This is a genomic window from Streptomyces sp. NPDC007189 (assembly GCF_040703635.1).
Lineage (GTDB): Bacteria > Actinomycetota > Actinomycetes > Streptomycetales > Streptomycetaceae > Streptomyces.
In genome coordinates this window covers 476,650-493,357 of record NZ_JBEYEY010000003.1, presented here as the reverse complement: position 1 = coordinate 493,357, position 16,708 = coordinate 476,650, and the positions used below count along the sequence as shown (strand labels likewise).

At 71.1% G+C, this 16,708-nt stretch carries 16 protein-coding genes; all 16 read right to left on the bottom strand.

Features of this window, described 5'->3' with window-relative positions; all coding sequences use genetic code 11:
• Positions 1-37: 37 nt before the first annotated feature.
• Positions 38-160, bottom strand: coding sequence for a DUF6126 family protein (locus AB0950_RS08335; RefSeq protein ID WP_351807035.1), 123 nt, complete (start codon positions 158-160; stop codon positions 38-40).
• Positions 157-780 carry an XRE family transcriptional regulator gene (locus tag AB0950_RS08330; protein WP_360574190.1) on the bottom strand — a complete coding sequence of 208 codons (624 nt, stop codon included), beginning with the start codon at positions 778-780 and terminating at the stop codon, positions 157-159. The genes AB0950_RS08335 and AB0950_RS08330 overlap by 4 nt, the downstream gene beginning before the upstream one ends.
• A 72-nt stretch (positions 781-852) precedes the next feature.
• Positions 853-2,238: an aspartate aminotransferase family protein gene (locus AB0950_RS08325; RefSeq protein ID WP_360156769.1), complete on the bottom strand. Its 1,386-nt coding sequence runs from the start codon at positions 2,236-2,238 to the stop codon at positions 853-855.
• Positions 2,235-4,133 carry a 1-deoxy-D-xylulose-5-phosphate synthase gene (gene dxs / locus AB0950_RS08320; RefSeq protein ID WP_360574194.1) on the bottom strand — a complete coding sequence of 633 codons (1,899 nt, stop codon included), beginning with the start codon at positions 4,131-4,133 and terminating at the stop codon, positions 2,235-2,237. Before dxs ends, AB0950_RS08325 begins: the two co-directional genes overlap by 4 nt.
• A gap of 38 nt (positions 4,134-4,171) precedes the next feature.
• Complete coding sequence (gene ispG / locus AB0950_RS08315; RefSeq protein ID WP_360574196.1) at positions 4,172-5,299, bottom strand: flavodoxin-dependent (E)-4-hydroxy-3-methylbut-2-enyl-diphosphate synthase; 1,128 nt, start codon at positions 5,297-5,299, stop codon at positions 4,172-4,174.
• A gap of 4 nt (positions 5,300-5,303) precedes the next feature.
• Positions 5,304-6,326: an adenosyl-hopene transferase HpnH gene (gene hpnH, locus AB0950_RS08310; RefSeq protein WP_360156778.1), complete on the bottom strand. Its 1,023-nt coding sequence runs from the start codon at positions 6,324-6,326 to the stop codon at positions 5,304-5,306.
• 5 nt (positions 6,327-6,331) lie between these two features.
• Positions 6,332-6,973, bottom strand: a complete 642-nt coding sequence (locus AB0950_RS08305) for a 1-hydroxy-2-methyl-2-butenyl 4-diphosphate reductase (RefSeq protein WP_360156781.1) — start codon at positions 6,971-6,973, stop codon at positions 6,332-6,334.
• 1 nt (position 6,974) lies between these two features.
• Complete coding sequence (gene shc / locus AB0950_RS08300) at positions 6,975-8,999, bottom strand: squalene--hopene cyclase (protein ID WP_366778114.1); 2,025 nt, start codon at positions 8,997-8,999, stop codon at positions 6,975-6,977.
• A gap of 121 nt (positions 9,000-9,120) precedes the next feature.
• Complete coding sequence (locus AB0950_RS08295; protein ID WP_366778113.1) at positions 9,121-10,257, bottom strand: polyprenyl synthetase family protein; 1,137 nt, start codon at positions 10,255-10,257, stop codon at positions 9,121-9,123.
• On the bottom strand, positions 10,257-11,690 hold the full coding sequence (gene hpnE / locus AB0950_RS08290; protein ID WP_366778112.1) for a hydroxysqualene dehydroxylase HpnE: 1,434 nt from the start codon (positions 11,688-11,690) through the stop codon (positions 10,257-10,259). Before hpnE ends, AB0950_RS08295 begins: the two co-directional genes overlap by 1 nt.
• Complete coding sequence (locus tag AB0950_RS08285; RefSeq protein ID WP_366778111.1) at positions 11,687-11,791, bottom strand: DUF6380 family protein; 105 nt, start codon at positions 11,789-11,791, stop codon at positions 11,687-11,689. Before AB0950_RS08285 ends, hpnE begins: the two co-directional genes overlap by 4 nt.
• Positions 11,792-11,814: 23 nt before the next feature.
• The gene (gene hpnD / locus AB0950_RS08280) at positions 11,815-12,777 is read right to left on the bottom strand and encodes a presqualene diphosphate synthase HpnD (RefSeq protein WP_360156796.1); all 963 of its coding nucleotides are present in this window, start codon (positions 12,775-12,777) and stop codon (positions 11,815-11,817) included.
• Positions 12,774-13,670, bottom strand: a complete 897-nt coding sequence (gene hpnC, locus AB0950_RS08275) for a squalene synthase HpnC (RefSeq protein ID WP_360574338.1) — start codon at positions 13,668-13,670, stop codon at positions 12,774-12,776. The genes hpnD and hpnC overlap by 4 nt, the downstream gene beginning before the upstream one ends.
• A gap of 360 nt (positions 13,671-14,030) precedes the next feature.
• Positions 14,031-14,819, bottom strand: coding sequence for an ABC transporter ATP-binding protein (locus AB0950_RS08270; RefSeq protein WP_360156799.1), 789 nt, complete (start codon positions 14,817-14,819; stop codon positions 14,031-14,033).
• A complete protein-coding gene (locus tag AB0950_RS08265) occupies positions 14,812-15,741 on the bottom strand; it encodes an ABC transporter permease (protein WP_366778110.1) in 930 nt (309 codons plus the stop codon). Before AB0950_RS08265 ends, AB0950_RS08270 begins: the two co-directional genes overlap by 8 nt.
• Before the next feature lie 93 nt (positions 15,742-15,834).
• A complete protein-coding gene (locus AB0950_RS08260) occupies positions 15,835-16,707 on the bottom strand; it encodes a glycosyltransferase (protein WP_360157200.1) in 873 nt (290 codons plus the stop codon).
• Position 16,708 lies beyond the last annotated feature (1 nt).

Below are 16,708 nucleotides of genomic sequence, written 5' to 3'. Positions count from 1 at the left end.
CGGCGCCGCCCACTGCGGTGAACATCACCCGCCCGTGTCAGTTCTTCGCCCCCAGGGCGAACAGCAGGAAGAGGAACGCGGCCAGGACATGGCCGGCGGCGATGTAGATGATCAGGCGGATCCACAGGGAACGGGGGAACTTGGTCTCGAAGTCGCTCACGGCAGGTCTCCGGTCAACGGCCCCAGGCACAGCGTGGCCGTGGGGCTCTGCAGCAGGGTGTGGACGAACAGCAGCTCGACCCCGTCGTGGTCCTCGGCGGCGAGCCGGTGCGGGGTGAGCGAGTCGAAGTGGGCGCTGTCGCCGGGCGCGAGCAGGTGCGCGGTGTCACCGAGCCGCAGCCGCAGCCGCCCCCGCAGGACGTGGAGCCACTCCTCGCCGGGGTGGACGCGCACGATGTCGCCCTGCGAGCCGTACGGCACGCGCACGCGCAGCGCCTGCATGGCGCGGCCGGGAGCACCGGCCTGGACGTACGTCCAGCCGCCGGCCCGGGCCGGCTCCATGTCCCCGGCCCGCACGATCGCGTCCGGGTCGGCGGCCCTCTCGCCGAGCAGTCCGGAGACGGTCGTACCGTAGATGCGGGCGAGGGCCAGCAGCATCGGCAGGGAGGGCTGCCGCTGTCCGGTCTCCAGCCGGGACAGATGCGCCGGGGAGAGCCCGGCGGCGCGGGCGGCGGCCTCCAGGGTGAGACCGGCGCGCCGGCGCAGTCCGCGCAGCTGAGGTGCGACGGCGGGCAGCTCGTCGCCCGGGCCCGCCGGTGGCCCGGAGTCTGAGGCGTTCATGCCTCCATTGAGCCCCAGCCTTGCCCGCAGGGCAATTTTCTTGCCTCACGGGCAAAGGCCGAGGTGGGCCGGTCAGCGGTTGGCCACGGCCTGCTTGATCAGGGTCTTGCCGAAGTCCCACATCAGGCCGCCGCCGCTGTGCGCGTCGTCCATCACGGCCGTGAACGCGTCCACGAAGCGGTCGACGTCCGCCTCGTCGATGATCAGCGGCGGGATCAGCTTGATCACCTCCAGGTGGTCGCCGGAGACCTGGGTGAGGATCCGGTGCCGCTGCAGCAGCGGCACGACCACCATCTGCGCGAACAGGCCCTTGCGGGCCGCCTGGAGCATGGTCCAGCGGCTGCGCAGCTTCAGCGAGGTGGGCCGGCCGAACTCGATGCCGATCATCAGGCCCCGGCCGCGGACGTCCGCCAGCAGCTCGTACGTGTCGATCAGTGCCGTCAGCCGGGACTTCAGCAGCTCGCCCGTCCTGCGCACGCCCGCCACGATCTGCTCGTTCTCCATGACGGACAGCACCGCGAGGCCGCATGCCATGGCCTGGGCGTTGGAGCCGAAGCTCGCCGAGTGGACGAGGACCCGGTCCATGGACGAGTAGACCTTCTTGAAGATCCAGTCCTTGCCGAGCGTGGCGCCGACCGGGACGTATCCGCCGGACAGCGCCTTGGCCACGCACACCAGGTCGGGTTCGACGCCGTCCTCGTGCTGGTAGGCGTAGAAGTCGCCGGTGCGGCCGAGGCCGGTCTGCACCTCGTCGGCGATGAGCAGCGCCTTGTGCCGGTGCAGGAGGTCCTGGGCGGCGCGCAGATAGCCGGGCGGGGCCTCGTGCACACCCTTGCCCTGGATCGGCTCCACGATCAGCGCGGCCACGTCGCCCTTCCTCAGCTCCCGGGCCAGGGCGTCGAGATCGCCGAGGGGTACGGCGGTGTCGGGCAGCAGCGGGGCGAAGCCGTCGCGGAAGCCGCGCTCGCCGTTGACCGACAGGGAGCCGGTGGTCAGGCCGTGGAAGGCGTGGTCGCAGTACAGGACGCGGGGCTTGCCGGTGGCGTACCGGGCGAACTTCAGGGCCGTCTCGACGGCCTCGGTGCCGCTGTTGCCGAAGAACACCCGGTCCAGGTGCGGGCTGTGGGTGAGCAGGCGCTCGGCGAGCAGTCCGGGCAGCGGCTGGCAGTCGAACCGGGTGAGGTCGGCGAGGTCCAGGTCGAGCACGTCGTGCAGCGCCTTGCGGACGACCGGGTGGTGGCGGCCCAGGCCCATCACCCCGAACCCGGCGAGCATGTCCAGGTAGTCGTTGCCGTCCGCGTCGAAGAAGTGGGCCCCCTCGGCCCGCTCGTAGACCTTGTCGAAGCCGATGGTGTGCAGCATGCGCGCGAGCTGCGGGTTGAGGTACTTGGTGTGCAGCTCGTAGCGTTCGGCTCCGCGCTCGGCGAGCAGTGCGCCGAGGTCGAACTCCGTGCTCATTCACTCTCCTTGGCTGTGCCGTCCGCGTCCCTGACGGCCAGGCTCCCACTGATCCGCCCGGCGATCTCGACGGGCGTGAGGCCGATGTCGGCGAGCACCTCGCTGCGTTTGGCGTGCGCGAGGAACTGCTCCGGGATGCCGAAGCGCCGTACCGGCACGTCCACGTCGGCGTCGCCGAGGGCGAGGGCCACGGCCGAACCGACGCCCGCGGAGCGGCTGTTGTCCTCCACCACGGCCACCAGCCGGTGCTCGGCGGCGAGGCCCGGCAGCGCGGGGTCGACGGGCTTGACCCACCGCGGGTCCACCACCGTGCAGTCGATGCCGCGGGCCTGCAGCAGGTCGGCCGCCTGGAGGCACACCGGGGCCATCACGCCGACGGCGACCAGCAGCACCTCGGGGTGCTCGGCGCGGTGCAGCACGTCCATCCCGCCGACCCTGCCGACCGCCGGGATGTCCGGGCCGGCCGACTCCTTCGGAAAGCGGACCAGGGTGGGCGCGTCGTCGACGGCGACGGCCTCGCGCAACTGGGCGCGCAGCTGGCCCGCGTCGCGCGGTGCGGCGATTCTCAGGCCGGGCACGACCTGGAGGACCGACATGTCCCACATGCCGTTGTGGGAGGGCCCGTCGGAGCCGGTGACGCCGGCCCGGTCGAGCACGAAGGTGACCCCGCAGCGGTGCAGGGCGACGTCCATGAGCAGCTGGTCGAAGGCGCGGTTGAGGAAGGTGGCGTAGACGGCGACGACCGGGTGCAGCCCGCCGGTGGCGAGGCCGGCCGCCGACACCGCCGCGTGCTGTTCGGCGATGCCGACGTCCCACACCCGGTGGGGGAAGCGCTCGGCGAACCCGCCCAGGCCCACCGGATGCAGCATGGCCGCCGTGATGGCGACGACGTCGTCCCGTTCCTCGCCGATCTTCACCATCTCGTCGCCGAACACCGAGGTCCACGAGGGCCCGTTGGCGGGCGCCAGGGGCTCGCAGGTGCGCGGGTCCATCACGCCGACGGTGTGGAAGTGGTCCTCCTCGTGGGCGAGGGCGGGTTCGTAGCCGCGGCCCTTGACGGTGAGGCAGTGGACCAGGACCGGGCCGTGGAAGCGCTTGGCGCGGCGCAGCGCGGACTCGACGGCCTTGATGTCGTGGCCGTCGATCGGGCCGACGTACTTCAGGCCCAGGTCCTCGAACATGCCCTGCGGCGCGAAGGCGTCCTTGAAGCCCTTCTTCGCACCGTGCAGGGACTCGTACAGGGTGTTCCCGACGATCGGGGTGCGCAGCAGTACGTCCTTGCCCCAGGCGAGGATCTTCTCGTAGCTGTCGGTGGTGCGCAGGGTGGCCAGGTGGTTGGCGAGGCCGCCGATGGTCGGGGCGTAGGAGCGTTCGTTGTCGTTGACGACGATGATCAGCGGGCGGTCCTTGGCGGCCGCGATGTTGTTCAGCGCCTCCCAGGCCATGCCGCCGGTCAGCGCGCCGTCGCCGATGACCGCGACCACGTGGCCCTTCTCCCCGAGCACCTGGTTGGCCTTGGCCAGGCCGTCGGCCCAGCCGAGCGAGGTGGAGGCGTGGCTGTTCTCGATGACGTCGTGCTCGGACTCCTCGCGCGAGGGGTAGCCGGACAGTCCGCCCTTGCCGCGCAGCTTGGAGAAGTCCTGACGACCCGTCAGAAGCTTGTGTACATAGGACTGATGGCCGGTGTCCCACAGGATGCGGTCGACCGGCGACTCGAAGACCCGGTGCAGGGCGATGGACAGTTCCACCACTCCCAGGTTGGGCCCGAGGTGACCGCCGGTCCTCGACACCGCTTGCACCAGGAACTCGCGTATCTCCTCGGACAGTTCGCCGAGTTGCGCCTCCGACAGCGCCTTCAGGTCGCGTGGTCCCCGGATGTTCTCCAGAATGGTCACGCTGGGCCCCCTCTCGGTCCGTGCCGTGCTGTCTCGATTCACTCGTCTGCGGGGCTCGTCGACTCGGCGAGCTTCATGGCCTCCTCGATGAGGGTCTCCACGATCTTCGATTCGGGGACGGTCTTGATGACCTCGCCCTTGACGAAGATCTGCCCCTTTCCGTTGCCTGAGGCAACTCCGAGGTCGGCCTCGCGGGCCTCGCCCGGACCGTTCACCACACACCCCATCACCGCGACCCTGAGCGGCACTTCCATCCCGTCGAGGCCCGCGGTGACCTCCTCGGCGAGCTTGTAGACGTCGACCTGGGCGCGGCCGCAGGACGGGCAGGAGACGATCTCCAGGCGCCGCTGCCTGAGGCCCAGGGCCTGCAGGATCTGGATGCCTACCTTGACCTCCTCGACGGGCGGGGCCGACAGGGACACACGGATCGTGTCGCCGATGCCCTGGCTCAGCAGCGCGCCGAAGGCCACCGCCGACTTGATCGTGCCCTGGAACGCCGGGCCCGCCTCCGTCACGCCCAGGTGCAGCGGGTACTCGCACTGCTCGGCGAGCTGACGGTAGGCCTCGATCATCACGACCGGGTCGTTGTGCTTGACGGAGATCTTGATGTCCCGGAAGTCGTGCTCCTCGAAGAGGGACGCCTCCCACAGCGCGGACTCGACCAGCGCCTCCGGCGTCGCCTTGCCGTACTTCTGCAGCAGGCGCTTGTCCAGCGAGCCCGCGTTGACCCCGATCCGGATCGGCGTGCCGTGGTCCTTGGCGGCCCGCGCGATCTCCTTCACCTGGTCGTCGAACTTCTTGATGTTGCCGGGATTGACGCGTACGGCCGCACAGCCGGCCTCGATCGCCGCGAACACGTACTTCGGCTGGAAGTGGATGTCCGCGATCACCGGGATCTGCGACTTCTTCGCGATGGTCGCGAGCGCGTCCGCGTCGTCCTGCGTGGGGCAGGCGACGCGGACTATCTGGCAGCCGGACGCGGTGAGTTCCGCGATCTGCTGCAGGGTGGCGCCGATGTCCGACGTCCGGGTCGTCGTCATCGACTGCACCGACACGGGAGCCCCGCCCCCGACCGGCACCGGCCCGACGTGGATCTGCCGCGACCGCCGGCGCGGTGCGACCGGCCGGGCCGGTACCTCGGGGACGCCCAGGGGTACGGCGGTCATCGCGTCACTCCCGGTTTCCGGAGACGGTCTCGCGCATGGCCCGCAGCGACTCCTTCAGCGAGCCCATCGTGGCGAGGACGGCGGTGGGCTCGTAACCGCAGTGCGCCATGCAGTTGGCGCAGCGCGGGTCCTTGCCGCGGCCGTACTTGTCCCAGTCGGTGTCCTCGACGAGTTCGCGGTACGTCGGCACGTACCCGTCGCTCATCAGGTAGCAGGGGCGCTGCCAGCCGAAGAGCGAGTAGTTCGGGATCGCCCACGCGGTGCACGGGAAGTCGACCTTGCCCTCGAGGAAGTCCAGGAAGAGCGGGGAGTGGTTGAGCCGCCACTTCCTGCGGTTGCCGCCCGCGAAGGCCTTCTTGAACAGCTCGCGGGTCTGCTCCACACCGAGGAAGTGCTCCTGGTCGGGGGCCTTCTCGTAGGCGTAGGCGGGCGAGATCATCATCTCGTCGACCTTGAGGTCGTCGTTGAGGAAGTTGAGCACCTCGATGACGGTCTGCGGGGTGTCGGTGTTGAAGAAGGTCGAGTTGGTGGTCACCCGGAAGCCGCGCCGCTTGGCCTCCTTGATGGCCTCCACGGCCTCGTCGAACACGCCCTCCTTCGCAACGGACTCGTCGTGCCGCTCGCGCAGCCCGTCGATGTGCACGGCGAAGGCGAAGTAGGGAGAGGGCTTGAATTGGTCGATCTTCTTGCGCAGCAGCATCGCGTTGGTGCACAGGAAGACGTACTTCCGCTTGGCCACCAACTGGCGCACGATCTCGTCGATCTGAGGGTGCATCAACGGTTCGCCGCCGGCGATGGAGACCATCGGCGCACCGGACTCCAGCACCGCGCCCACGGCCTGGGCGACCGGCATGCGCTGCTTGAGCACGCCCGCCGGGTGCTGGATCTTGCCGCAGCCCTCGCACTTGAGGTTGCAGGCGAAGAGCGGTTCCAGCTCGACAATGAGCGGAAACTTGTCCCGCCTGCGCAGCTTCTGTTCGGCCAGGTATGTAGCGACCTTGATGGACTGACGCAACGGCATGGCCATCTGGCTCACCTCCGGGGGAGCGGCAAAGAACGGTGCCATTCGAAAAATGCGGGAAGAACAGAACGAAGAACGCGGAAAGCCGATATTCCGCCGCGTAGGGTGCCGATCCGGACGAGTTCGTGTTCGGGAGCGTCCACGACCACCCGTACGGCGGCGACGGGGCGCTCCCCGTCGCGGACGGCCGTCAGAAGCGTGGCCGCCGACTCCATGTCGACCGCGATCGCACCGGTCGCGAGCAGGTCGGACCGCTCATGGCCCCGCACGACGTGGTCGGAGCCGGTGAGCGGGCCGGTGTGGACCGTGCGTCCGGGCAGGATGCGCACGAGTTCCTTGACCAGCAGTTCGGTGCCCACGCAGGCGACGCTGCCGCGCGGGTCCCGGGTCTGCTCGGCGACCACCAGGTCGCCGGGGTGCATGCCGGGGGCGAGCCCGGCGCAGAAACCGGTGGCCAGCACGGCCGCGTCGGCGAGCGCCGGGTCCGCGAGCCGCCGGACGACGGAGCGTTCCGCCGCCCGGGGGCCCATGCCCGTGCGGAGGAAGGTGACCGGCCCGTCCGCCCCGCTCCTGTCCCCGCTGCGCAGGGCGAGGTGCTCGATGCCGAGCGCGCAGGCGACCAGCAGCGGGACGGGGGCGGGCCGGGGGGTCATGTCAGCTCCCCTTCGCCCCGGGCAGGGGCGTGCGGGCGAGGAGCCCGCGTTCGAAGGGGTCGCCGTGCAGGTAGCGGCCGAGCGCGGTGAGCGGGAAGACCTGCCGGTACAGGTGGTAGTTGATGGAGAAGTCCCAGGGGAAGCCGGTCCCGGTGAAGTACGGCTCGTCCCAGCTGCCGTCCTCGCGCTGCGTGTCGGCCAGCCACTGGATGCCGCGCTCGACGGCCTTGGAGTCCTTCTCCCCCGCCGCGAGCAGCGCCATCAGCGCCCACGCGGTCTGCGAGGCGGTGGAGGCGCCCCGGCCGCTCCACTCCTTGACGTACTTGTAGGAGCGCAGGTCCTCGCCCCAGCCGCCGTCGTCGTTCTGCACGCTCTCCAGCCAGGCCACGGCGCGCCGGATCGCCGGGTGCGAGCCGGGCAGCCCGGCCGCGGTGAGCGCCGGGACCACCGAGCCGGTGCCGTAGACGTAGTTGACGCCCCAGCGCCCGAACCACGAGCCGTCCGGCTCCTGTTCGGACAGCAGCCAGTCGATGCCGCGCCGGGTGCGCGGATCGTGGGCGAGCCCCTCGGCGGCGAGCATCTCCACCACGTGCGCGGTGACGTCGGCGGACGGCGGGTCGATGACCTCGCCGAAGTCGCAGAACGGCAGCCGGTTGGGGAACGGGCTGGTGTTGTCGGCGTCGAAGGCGCCCCACGCGCCGTTCTTCGACTGCATCCCCAGGTTCCAGCGCACCGCCCGCCCGATGGCCTTGTCCACGCGCTCGGGGTCGTGGTGCCTGACCCGGCGCAGCGCGAGGGAGACCTCGGCGGTGTCGTCGATGTCGGGGTAGTTGTCGTTGTGGAACTCGAACGCCCAGCCGCCCGGCGGGAGCTGGGGACGGCGCACCGCCCAGTCGCCGGGGCGGACGATCTCCTCGCCGAGCATCCAGTCGGCCGCCTTGACCAGCTGCGGATGGTCGGCGGGCAGCCCCGCGTCGGCGAGCGCGATGGTGGCGAGGCAGGTGTCCCAGACCGGGGACTGGCAGGCCTCGATCATCCGGGCGCCGTCCTCGCGCCAGACGGCGAAACGGTCCAGCGAGGCGAGGCCCTCGCGCAGCACCGGATGCTGAAGGTCGTAGCCGAGCAGGTGCAGGGCGATGACCGAGTAGACGGCCGGGGGCTGGATGCCGCCCCAGCAGCCGTCGTTCTCCTGCCGCTCGATGATCCAGCGGGCGGCGGAGTTCATCGCCGCTCTGCGGAGTCTGCGCACGGCCACCTTGCGGTAGCCGCGGACCACCTTGTCGAGCCGCTGGAACAGCCCGTCCCAGCTGGCCATCCGGGCAAGCGGCTGGGGCGGGTTGGGGTTCGCCGGGTCGGTGTGCAGCTCGTCCAGCGCGAACGGCGCCGGGCGCACCGGGCGCTTGGCGGAGACGATGGTCAGCGGCACGATCGTCTGCCGCGCCCAGCAGCCGAAGTCGTAGATGTTGAGCGGGAACCAGGTGGGGAAGTAGATGAGCTCCGGCGGGAGTTCGGGCAGGTCCTCCCACTTCCACCAGCCGAACAGGGCGAGCCAGATCCGGGTGAAGACGCGGGAGGCGGCGATGCCGCCGCGCTCGCGGATCCAGGCGGACGCCTTCGCCATGTGCGGCGCGTCGGGCGCGTCGCCGGCCAGGCGCAGGGCGACGTACGCCTCGACGGTGGTGGACAGCTCGCCGGGTCCGCCGTGGAAGGTGGCCCAGGTGCCGTCCTCGCGCTGCTCGCCGCGGATGAACTTCGCGGCGGCCTGCGTGGTCCGCTCGTCGCGGATCCCCAGGAACTGCCGCAGCAGCAGGTCCTCGGCGTCCATGGTGACGTTGGTCTCCAGGTCGCCCTTCCACCAGCCCTGGGCGTCCTGCCGGGCGAGCAGGAAGTCGGTGGCGCGCCGTGCGGCGCGTGCGGCGGCTTCTTGTACCCCGGCCGTCTCGGGGGTGGTGAGGGTGGTGTCGCTGGCCGCGGCAGCGCGGGACGGCACAGTCGCCCCGGTGCTTCCGTCGGTCGTCGCTGTCATGGCTTCCCCTTCGTGCAGTCGTGCGAGTCGTGCTGCTGTGGGTCCGCCGTCGGCCGGTGTCCTCGTCTCGATCCTCGGACACCGGCCGGCGACTACGCGAGGCGTGTTCGGCCGATAGTGATCATCTCTTTCGTACGACGACGAAGTCGGCGAGCGCCGTGAAGGACTCCCGCACCCGGTCGGGCATGTCGACGGCGTCGAGGGCTTCGATGGCGATGGTGTGCTGACGGCGCGCTTCCTCGGCCGTCCAGTCGCGGCCGCCGGCCTGCTCGATGAGGGCCGCGCGGGCCGCGAACTCCTCCTCGGAGAAGTTCTCGAAGTCGCTGCTCTTGGCGTCCGCGGCGAGGATCTCGCCGAGCTGCTCGGAGGCGGGGCCGCCGGCCGCGAGGGCGGCGACGACCGGCAGGGACTTCTTGCGCTGGCGCAGGTCGCTCCAGGTCTGCTTGCCGGTGGCCTCCGGGTCGCCCCAGATGCCGAGCAGGTCGTCGACGGCCTGGAAGGCGAGGCCCAGGTGGTGGCCGTAGCGTTCCAGCGCGTCGGCGGTGGCGTCGTCCGCGCCGCCGAGGACCGCGCCGATGGAGCTGGACGCGGCGAGCAGCGCGCCGGTCTTGTTGCCCTCCATCTCCAGGCACTCCTCCACGCTGACGCGGTCGCGGTGCTCGTAGGAGATGTCCTGGGCCTGACCGTCGATCAGGGCACGGCTGGCGGTGGTGAGCCGGCGGGTGGCGCGGCCCGCCTCGACGGTGCCGAGCTCCAGCAGGACCTCGTTGGCCAGGGCGAACAGGGCGTCGCCGACCAGGATGGCCTGCGCGGGGCCGTGCACCTTCCACACGGTGTCGCGGTGCCGGCGCTGCTCGTCGCCGTCCATCAGGTCGTCGTGCAGCAGCGAGAAGTTGTGGACGAGTTCGACGGCCACGGCGCCCGGGATGCCCACCTCGGGTGCGGCGCCGGTGACCTCGGCGGAGAGCACGGCGAGCGCGGGGCGCACGGCCTTGCCGCCGTCGCCGTCGGCCGGGTTGCCCGCGGCGTCGATCCAGCCGAAGTGGTAGGCGGCGACGGTGTCCATCGGAGGCGCCAGCCGGTCGACGGCCGCACGCAGGACCGGAGTGGCCAGGGTCCGGCCGCGCTCCAGCAGCGCGGTCACGTCCACCGCGGCCCGTGGGGCGGGCGTCGAGGCCGGGGGCACAGTGGGCACAGTCTCTCCTCTTGTTGCGGTACCGGGGGTGCGGGGGCCTGCCGCGGGCGGCTGATCGGGCATCAGGCCGCCTCCTCGAACTCGAAGAGGTGGCGGGGGCGGGGCCGGCCCAGGGCGCTGAGGGCGGCGTCGGCCGCGCTCACTCCGCTGCGGACCGCACTCTCCATGGTCGCGGGCCACCCGGTGGCGGTCCACGCTCCGGCCAGGTACAGGCCGGGGGCCTTGGTGCGGGCGCCGGGCCGCAGCCGCCCGACGCCGGGGGCGGGGGCGAACGTGGCCGTGCGCTCCCGGGTCACGAAGAAGTCCTTCACCACGGCGCCGCGGGTACCCGGAATCAGTCGTTCCAGCTCGGGCAGGTAGCGCTCGCGGAGGTCGGAGACCGGCAGGTCGATCTCGGCCTGCGCGGCCGACTGGGACAGCGCCAGGTACTGCCCCTCGGTCAGTCCGGAGGCGTCGGTGCGGTCGAAGACCCACTGCACGGGGGTGCCCAGGGCCGCGAAGAAGGGCCGCGCGAGCACCTTGCGGTCGTAGACGACATGGACGTTGAGGATCGGCGCGGTGCCGATCGCGAGCAGCCGCTCGGGGGCGTCGAGGGCGCCGGGCGGCAGCAGGCCGTGGGCCTCGCGCTGGGGTACGGCGAGGACGACGGCGTCCGTTTCCAGGCTCTCTCCGGGAACCTGAACGCTCCAGGTGCCGTTTCCGTTGGTAGAGACGGAGGTGACGCGTGTACGGACTTCGGTACGCACGCCCGCGGAGTCGAGCGCCTTGCGGGCCAGCCGGTCGTGCAGTTCGCCCAGCGGGACGCGGGCCCAGCCGATGTCGGCCGCGCCCGGGTCGGACAGCAGACCGGTCTTGAACACCATCGCGGCGAGCCCCAGCGAGGCGTCGGAGGCGACCGCGTTGAGGGTGGCGACCCCGACCAGGTCCCACAGGGCCTCGACGGCGCGCGCCGACTGGCCGTGCGCGGCCAGCCAGCTGCCGAAGTCCTGGGTGTCCAGGGCCGGATCGGCGAGGTCGAGCCCCTTCAGCGCGAGCGCGGCCCGCCCGACCGCGGCGCGCTCGGCGAGCGAGAGGTGCGGATAGGCGGCCAGGCTGCGCCCCAGATGGAGGGGCACGGGCAGCGGGTCGCGCCGCAGCCGGCCGAGCCGTCTGCCCTCGGGCTTGGCGACGTCGACGACGGGCACGTCCAAACGGTCCTGCAGCGGTGCCAGCGCCGCGCCCTCGATCCGCTGGAGGAACCAGCGGTAGGCGGTGCAGCAGCGCAGGTACACGTGCTGGCCGTTGTCGACGGTCAGGTCGCCGCGCTGGAAGGAGAAGGCGAGGCCGCCCAGCCGGGGCCTGCCTTCGAGCAGGGTGACGCGGACGCCCGCGTCGGCGAGCGCGAGCGCCGCGGTGATCCCGGCGAGCCCGCCGCCGACCACGACGGCACGGCGGCCCGCGGCGCCCTCTTCTCCGGCGGTGCCGTGCGCCTGTGCGGGGCGGGAGCCGTCGCTCATGGTGCGTCCTTCCGTACGTGCCGAGCGTGCAGGTTGAACGGTGCACGCTCCGCCGTCGCAGTCAGGGACGCCACGCCGCAGTGGAGGGTTGCCTGCCGCATGTCTCCTGGTTCGGCGCGTTCCATCAGGCGCGCCTCCTGAGGGAACGGGGGGAGACATGGCGGGTCACATGCCGGGTGTCCAGACCGGACAGACCGCGTACGGCGACATACGCCTTCTCGCGTCCGGGCAGCGAGACCCGGCCGCGCAGCACGGCCTCGGGGTCGCGCTCGATGCGGTCCAGCAGCCTGCGGTAGATGCCGGCCATGGCGGCCACACAGGCGCCGCTGCGCCGGTCGAGCATGGGGAGCAGCTGGTAGCCCTCGGCGAAAAGGGCGCGGGCCCGTCGCACTTCGAAGTGCACGAGGCCCGCGAAGTCGGAGCCCTCCGGCGGGGTCGGCCCGTCGAACCCGGCGGAACAGCCGAACTTGGCGAGGTCGTCGGCGGGCAGATAGGTACGGCCGCCGGCCGCGTCCTCGCGGACGTCTCTCAGGATGTTGGTCAGCTGCAGGGCGAGGCCGAGGGTGTCGGCGTACTCGGGTGCGCGCTCGGCGCCGCGCGCTCCCGGTTCGGTGCCGAAGACGCCGAGCGAGAGCCGGCCGATGGCGCCGGCGACGCACCGGCAGTACACCTTCAGGTCGTCCCAGGTCTCGTAGGTCTCGCCGCGCACGTCCATCTGCACGCCGTCGATCAGCTCGTCGAGGCCGCCGAGCGGGATCGGGAAGGCGCGCGCGGCATGGGCGAGGGCGACGGCGACCGGATCGGTGTCGTCCTCCTCGACCTCGTCCGCGCGGACCCGGGCGAGCAGTGCCCTGGTGTCCTCGAGCCGCTTCAGCTTCACCTCGTCGGCCAGGTCGCCGTCGCCGATGTCGTCCACGCGCCGGGAGAACGCGTACAGCGCCGACATGGCGCGGCGCTTGGGCGTGGGCAGCAAGCGGATGCCATAGGCGAAGTTGCGCGCCTGCTGCCCGGTGACGGTCTCGCAGTAGCTGTAGGCGGCGAGTACCGGTGCGGACACGTGCGACGGAGAATCCACGGTCCGGATCACCCCTCTCCTCGCAGGATCACGCCCGCCTCACGCAGCAACTGGACCTTGCCGGGTCGGGGCGGGCCGGGAAGTACGTCGTAATCGGCGGCGGCGATCGCGCGGATCGCCGCCCTTCCCCCCGCCACGAACCCTGCGAGCAGCAGCTTCAACCTGCCGTGGACGCTACCCACCAGGGGAGCGCCTTCATTCAGCAGATCACGGGCGCGTTGTGCCTCGTATGCAACCAGGGCGCGCACCGATGCGCCCGCGGTTTTCGCGCCAAGATCGGATTCCTGCACGTGAAAGCGCTTCATGTCCGCGGCCGGGAGGTAGATCCGGTCCCGGCGGAGGTCCTCGGCGACGTCCTGGAGGTGCTCCACGATCTGCAGCGCGGTGCAGATCGCGTCGGAGAGCCGGACCCGCTCGGGGGTGGAGGTCCCGGTGACGGCGAGGACGAGGCGGCCGACGGGGTTGGCGGACAGGTCGCAGTAGGCGAGGAGGTCGTCGTAGGTCTCGTAGCGGGAGACGAGCTGGTCCTGGCGGTTGGCGGCGATCAGGCCGAGGAAGGGCTCGGGGGTGAGGGAGCGGCGGCGGACGGTGGGCTGCAGCCGGCGCAGCAGCGGATGGCGCGGGGTGCCGTCGAAGACGCGGCGCAGGTCGGTCTCGAAGGCGTCGAGGAGGGCGAGGCGGTCCTCGGCCTCGGTGGCCGACACGCCGAGGAGACGGGCGTCGGCGCCGCCGGGGGCGAGGTCGCCGTCGCCGATGTCGTCGACCAGGCGGGCGAAGCCGTAGACGGCCATGAGGTCGGCGCGCCAGGCCCTGGGCAGGAAGAACGGGGCCACGGGAAAGTTCTCGCTCGTGGCCTTGTCGAGGGTGGCGCGCTCCGGGTCTTGCGCCGTCTCGGTCGCCGTCATCGGGCGCTGCCCGGCGCGGGGACGGCGCATGCTGCGTTGAGCTGGGGAGTTTCCGTAGCCATCGCCGTCACATCTCCCGTTCTACACTGCCGACCCAATACACACTATTTCGGACACGCCGCCCAGCAATTCGCGAGGTCGCCCCGGCTCGGGGTGTCGCGCATTATCGCCCCACTTGCCGCTTTCCGGCGCCGGTACAGCTTACGTTGTACAACGCAGCGAGGTTCGTCGGGGTGTCCTGCACATCACAACAACACACCGATTGGCTCCAAGATTCCTGAGACCAAACGGAGTTGACGATTCCGTTATAGACGCCGGGCCCCGCCGGACGGATTCCGGCGGGGCCCTGGCCGAAACGCGTCACTTGCCGGTGAACTTCTCGTACTCCTTCAGAACCTCTTCGGTCGGCCCGTCCATGCGAAGTTCGCCGCGCTCCAGCCACAGGACGCGGTCGCAGGTGTCCCGGATGGACTTGTTGTTGTGGCTGACCAGAAAGACCGTGCCGGCCTCCTTGCGCAGTTCCCGGATGCGTTCCTCCGAGCGCTTCTGGAACTTGCGGTCACCGGTGGCCAGCGCCTCGTCGATCATGAGGACGTCGTGGTCCTTGGCGGCGGCGATGGAGAACCGCAGCCGGGCGGCCATGCCGGAGGAGTACGTGCGCATCGGCAGGGTGATGAAGTCGCCCTTCTCGTTGATGCCCGAGAAGTCCACGACGTCCTGGTAGCGCTCCTTGATCTCCTCCCGGGACATCCCCATGGCGAGCCCGCCCAGGATGACGTTGCGCTCGCCGGTGAGGTCGTTCATCAGGGCCGCGTTCACACCGAGCAGCGAGGGCTGGCCGTCGGTGTAGACCTTGCCCCGCTCGGCGGGCAGCAGCCCGGCGATGGCCCGCAGCAGCGTGGACTTGCCGGAGCCGTTGGAGCCGATCAGGCCGATGGCCTCGCCGCGGTAGGCGACGAAGGACACGCCGCGCACGGCGTGCACCTTGCGCACCCCCCGCGCCGCGTCGTCGGAGCTCCGCCTGACGATGCGGCTGAGGGCCGCCGTCGCGCTGCCCTTGCCGGTCCTGGCGCCGTTGACGCGGTAGACGATGTGCAGGTCGTCCGCGATGACGGTGGGGCGGCGCTCCCCGGTGTACTGCTCAGCCACGGCCGTACCGCTCCTCCGCCTTCCAGAAGTACACGAACCCGCCGGCGAAGACGACGACGGCCCAGAACAGCGCGATGGCCCACACGTGCGGCGGCAGGTTCGAGGCGCCGTAGCCGTCGATCAGGGCGTAGCGCATCAGGTCCATGTAGACCGCGGCCGGGTTGACCTGGAGCAGCCGGACCGCGATCTCGGAGCGGCCCTCCATCATCTTGTTGATGGAGAACATGACGCCCGAGGTGTACATCCAGGTGCGCAGGATGAACGGCATCAGCTGCGCGAGGTCCGGGGTCTTGGCGCCCATCCGGGCCACGATCAGCGCGAGCCCGGTGTTGAACAGGAACTGCAGCAGCAGCACCGGCACGATCAGCAGCCAGGCGGGGGTGGGGTAGCTGCCGAAGCCGATCGCCACGACGAACATCACGATCATCGAGAACAGCAGCTGCTGGAGCTGCTGCAGCGAGAACGAGATGGGCAGCGAGGCGCGCGGGAAGTGCAGGGCCCGCACCAGCCCCAGGTTGCCGGAGATCGCGCGGACCCCGGACATCACCGAGCTCTGCGTGAACGTGAACACGAACACGCCGGTGACCAGGAACGGGATGTAGACGTCCTGGGGCAGGCCGCGGCTCGCGTGCAGGATCACGCCGAAGATGAAGTAGTACACGCCCGCGTTCAGCAGCGGCGTCGCCACCTGCCACAGCTGGCCGAGCTTGGCCTGGCTGTACTGCGCCGTCAGCTTCGCCTGCGAGAAGGCGAGGATGAAGTGGCGCCGCCCCCACAGCTGGCGGACGTAACTGGGCAGGGAGGGGCGGGCGCCGCTCACGGCGAGCCCGTACTTGGCGGCCAGCTGCGCCGCCGTCAGCCCCTCGTCGGGCGACGCTATCGCGCTCACCGCGACCCCGCCGTCATGCGTTGTGTGACTCACGAGTGGAAATCCGGACTCTCTTGGGTAAGAAGCTTGGTCTCTTCGGGTAAGAGAAGCTTCTCAGATCGCCGGGGGCCGGCCCAGCCGGGTCGGTCAGATCACCGGCGGCCGGCCCAGCCGGGTCAGCCGCCACACCGTACGCCACCTCATCGGGCGGCGCGGACCGCACGGCGTGGTCCAGCCCTCCCGGAAGCCGCCGAACCACGCCCGCAGCGCCGGGCGGGAGGGACGGCGGACGAGGGTGAGCAGCAGCCACACGCCGAGGTAGACGGGCACCAGAGGCGCGGGGAGGTTGCGGCGGGCCAGCCACACGCGGTTGCGGGCGACCATGCGGTGGTAGACCGCGTGCCGCGAGGGCGCGGTCGTCGGGTGGTACAGCACCATGTCGGAGCGGTAGTCGATCATCCAGCCGGCGTCCAGGGCCCGCCAGGCCAGGTCGGTCTCCTCGTGGGCGTAGAAGAAGGCGTCGGGCAGCCCGCCCACCTCGGCGAAGACGCGGGTGCGCACCGCGTTGGCGCCGCCGAGGAAGGTGGTGACCCGCGAGGAGCGCAGCGGATCGGAGGCCCGCAGCCGGGGCACATGGCGGCGCTGGGTCTCGCCGGTCTCCGGGTCGGCGATGCGGAAGCTGATGATGCCGAGCCTCGGGTCGGCCTCGAACGCCTCACGGCACAGCTGGGCGGTGTCGTGCCGGGCGAGCAGGCCGTCGTCGTCGAGGAAGAGCAATATGTCGACATCGCGGCCGCCGGGCCCGAAGGCCTCTATGCCGACGTTGCGGCCGCCGGGGATGCCCAGGTTCTCGGGCAGCTCGATCGTCCGCACGCCCTCGGGGACGTCCGGGACCGGCGAGCCGTTGCCGACGACGACCACCTCGACCGGGTCGCCGTCCTGCTTGGCGACCGAGTCGAGCAGGGCCCGCAGCTCCTCGGGCCGGTTGCCCATGGTGATGACGACGGCGCCGACCCGCATC

Bases quoted from the DNA above. Each gene is read 5' to 3' on its own strand.
- AB0950_RS08330 (WP_360574190.1), bottom strand. From the start codon at position 780: ATGAACGCCTCAGACTCCGGGCCACCGGCGGGCCCGGGCGACGAGCTG.
- AB0950_RS08325 (WP_360156769.1), bottom strand. From the start codon at position 2,238: ATGAGCACGGAGTTCGACCTCGGCGCACTGCTCGCCGAGCGCGGAGCC.
- ispG (WP_360574196.1), bottom strand. From the start codon at position 5,299: ATGACCGCCGTACCCCTGGGCGTCCCCGAGGTACCGGCCCGGCCGGTC.
- hpnH (WP_360156778.1), bottom strand. From the start codon at position 6,326: ATGGCCATGCCGTTGCGTCAGTCCATCAAGGTCGCTACATACCTGGCC.
- AB0950_RS08305 (WP_360156781.1), bottom strand. From the start codon at position 6,973: ATGACCCCCCGGCCCGCCCCCGTCCCGCTGCTGGTCGCCTGCGCGCTC.
- shc (WP_366778114.1), bottom strand. From the start codon at position 8,999: ATGACAGCGACGACCGACGGAAGCACCGGGGCGACTGTGCCGTCCCGC.
- AB0950_RS08295 (WP_366778113.1), bottom strand. From the start codon at position 10,257: ATGCCCGATCAGCCGCCCGCGGCAGGCCCCCGCACCCCCGGTACCGCA.
- hpnE (WP_366778112.1), bottom strand. From the start codon at position 11,690: ATGAGCGACGGCTCCCGCCCCGCACAGGCGCACGGCACCGCCGGAGAA.
- AB0950_RS08285 (WP_366778111.1), bottom strand. From the start codon at position 11,791: ATGCGGCAGGCAACCCTCCACTGCGGCGTGGCGTCCCTGACTGCGACG.
- hpnC (WP_360574338.1), bottom strand. From the start codon at position 13,670: ATGACGGCGACCGAGACGGCGCAAGACCCGGAGCGCGCCACCCTCGAC.
- AB0950_RS08260 (WP_360157200.1), bottom strand. From the start codon at position 16,707: ATGCGGGTCGGCGCCGTCGTCATCACCATGGGCAACCGGCCCGAGGAG.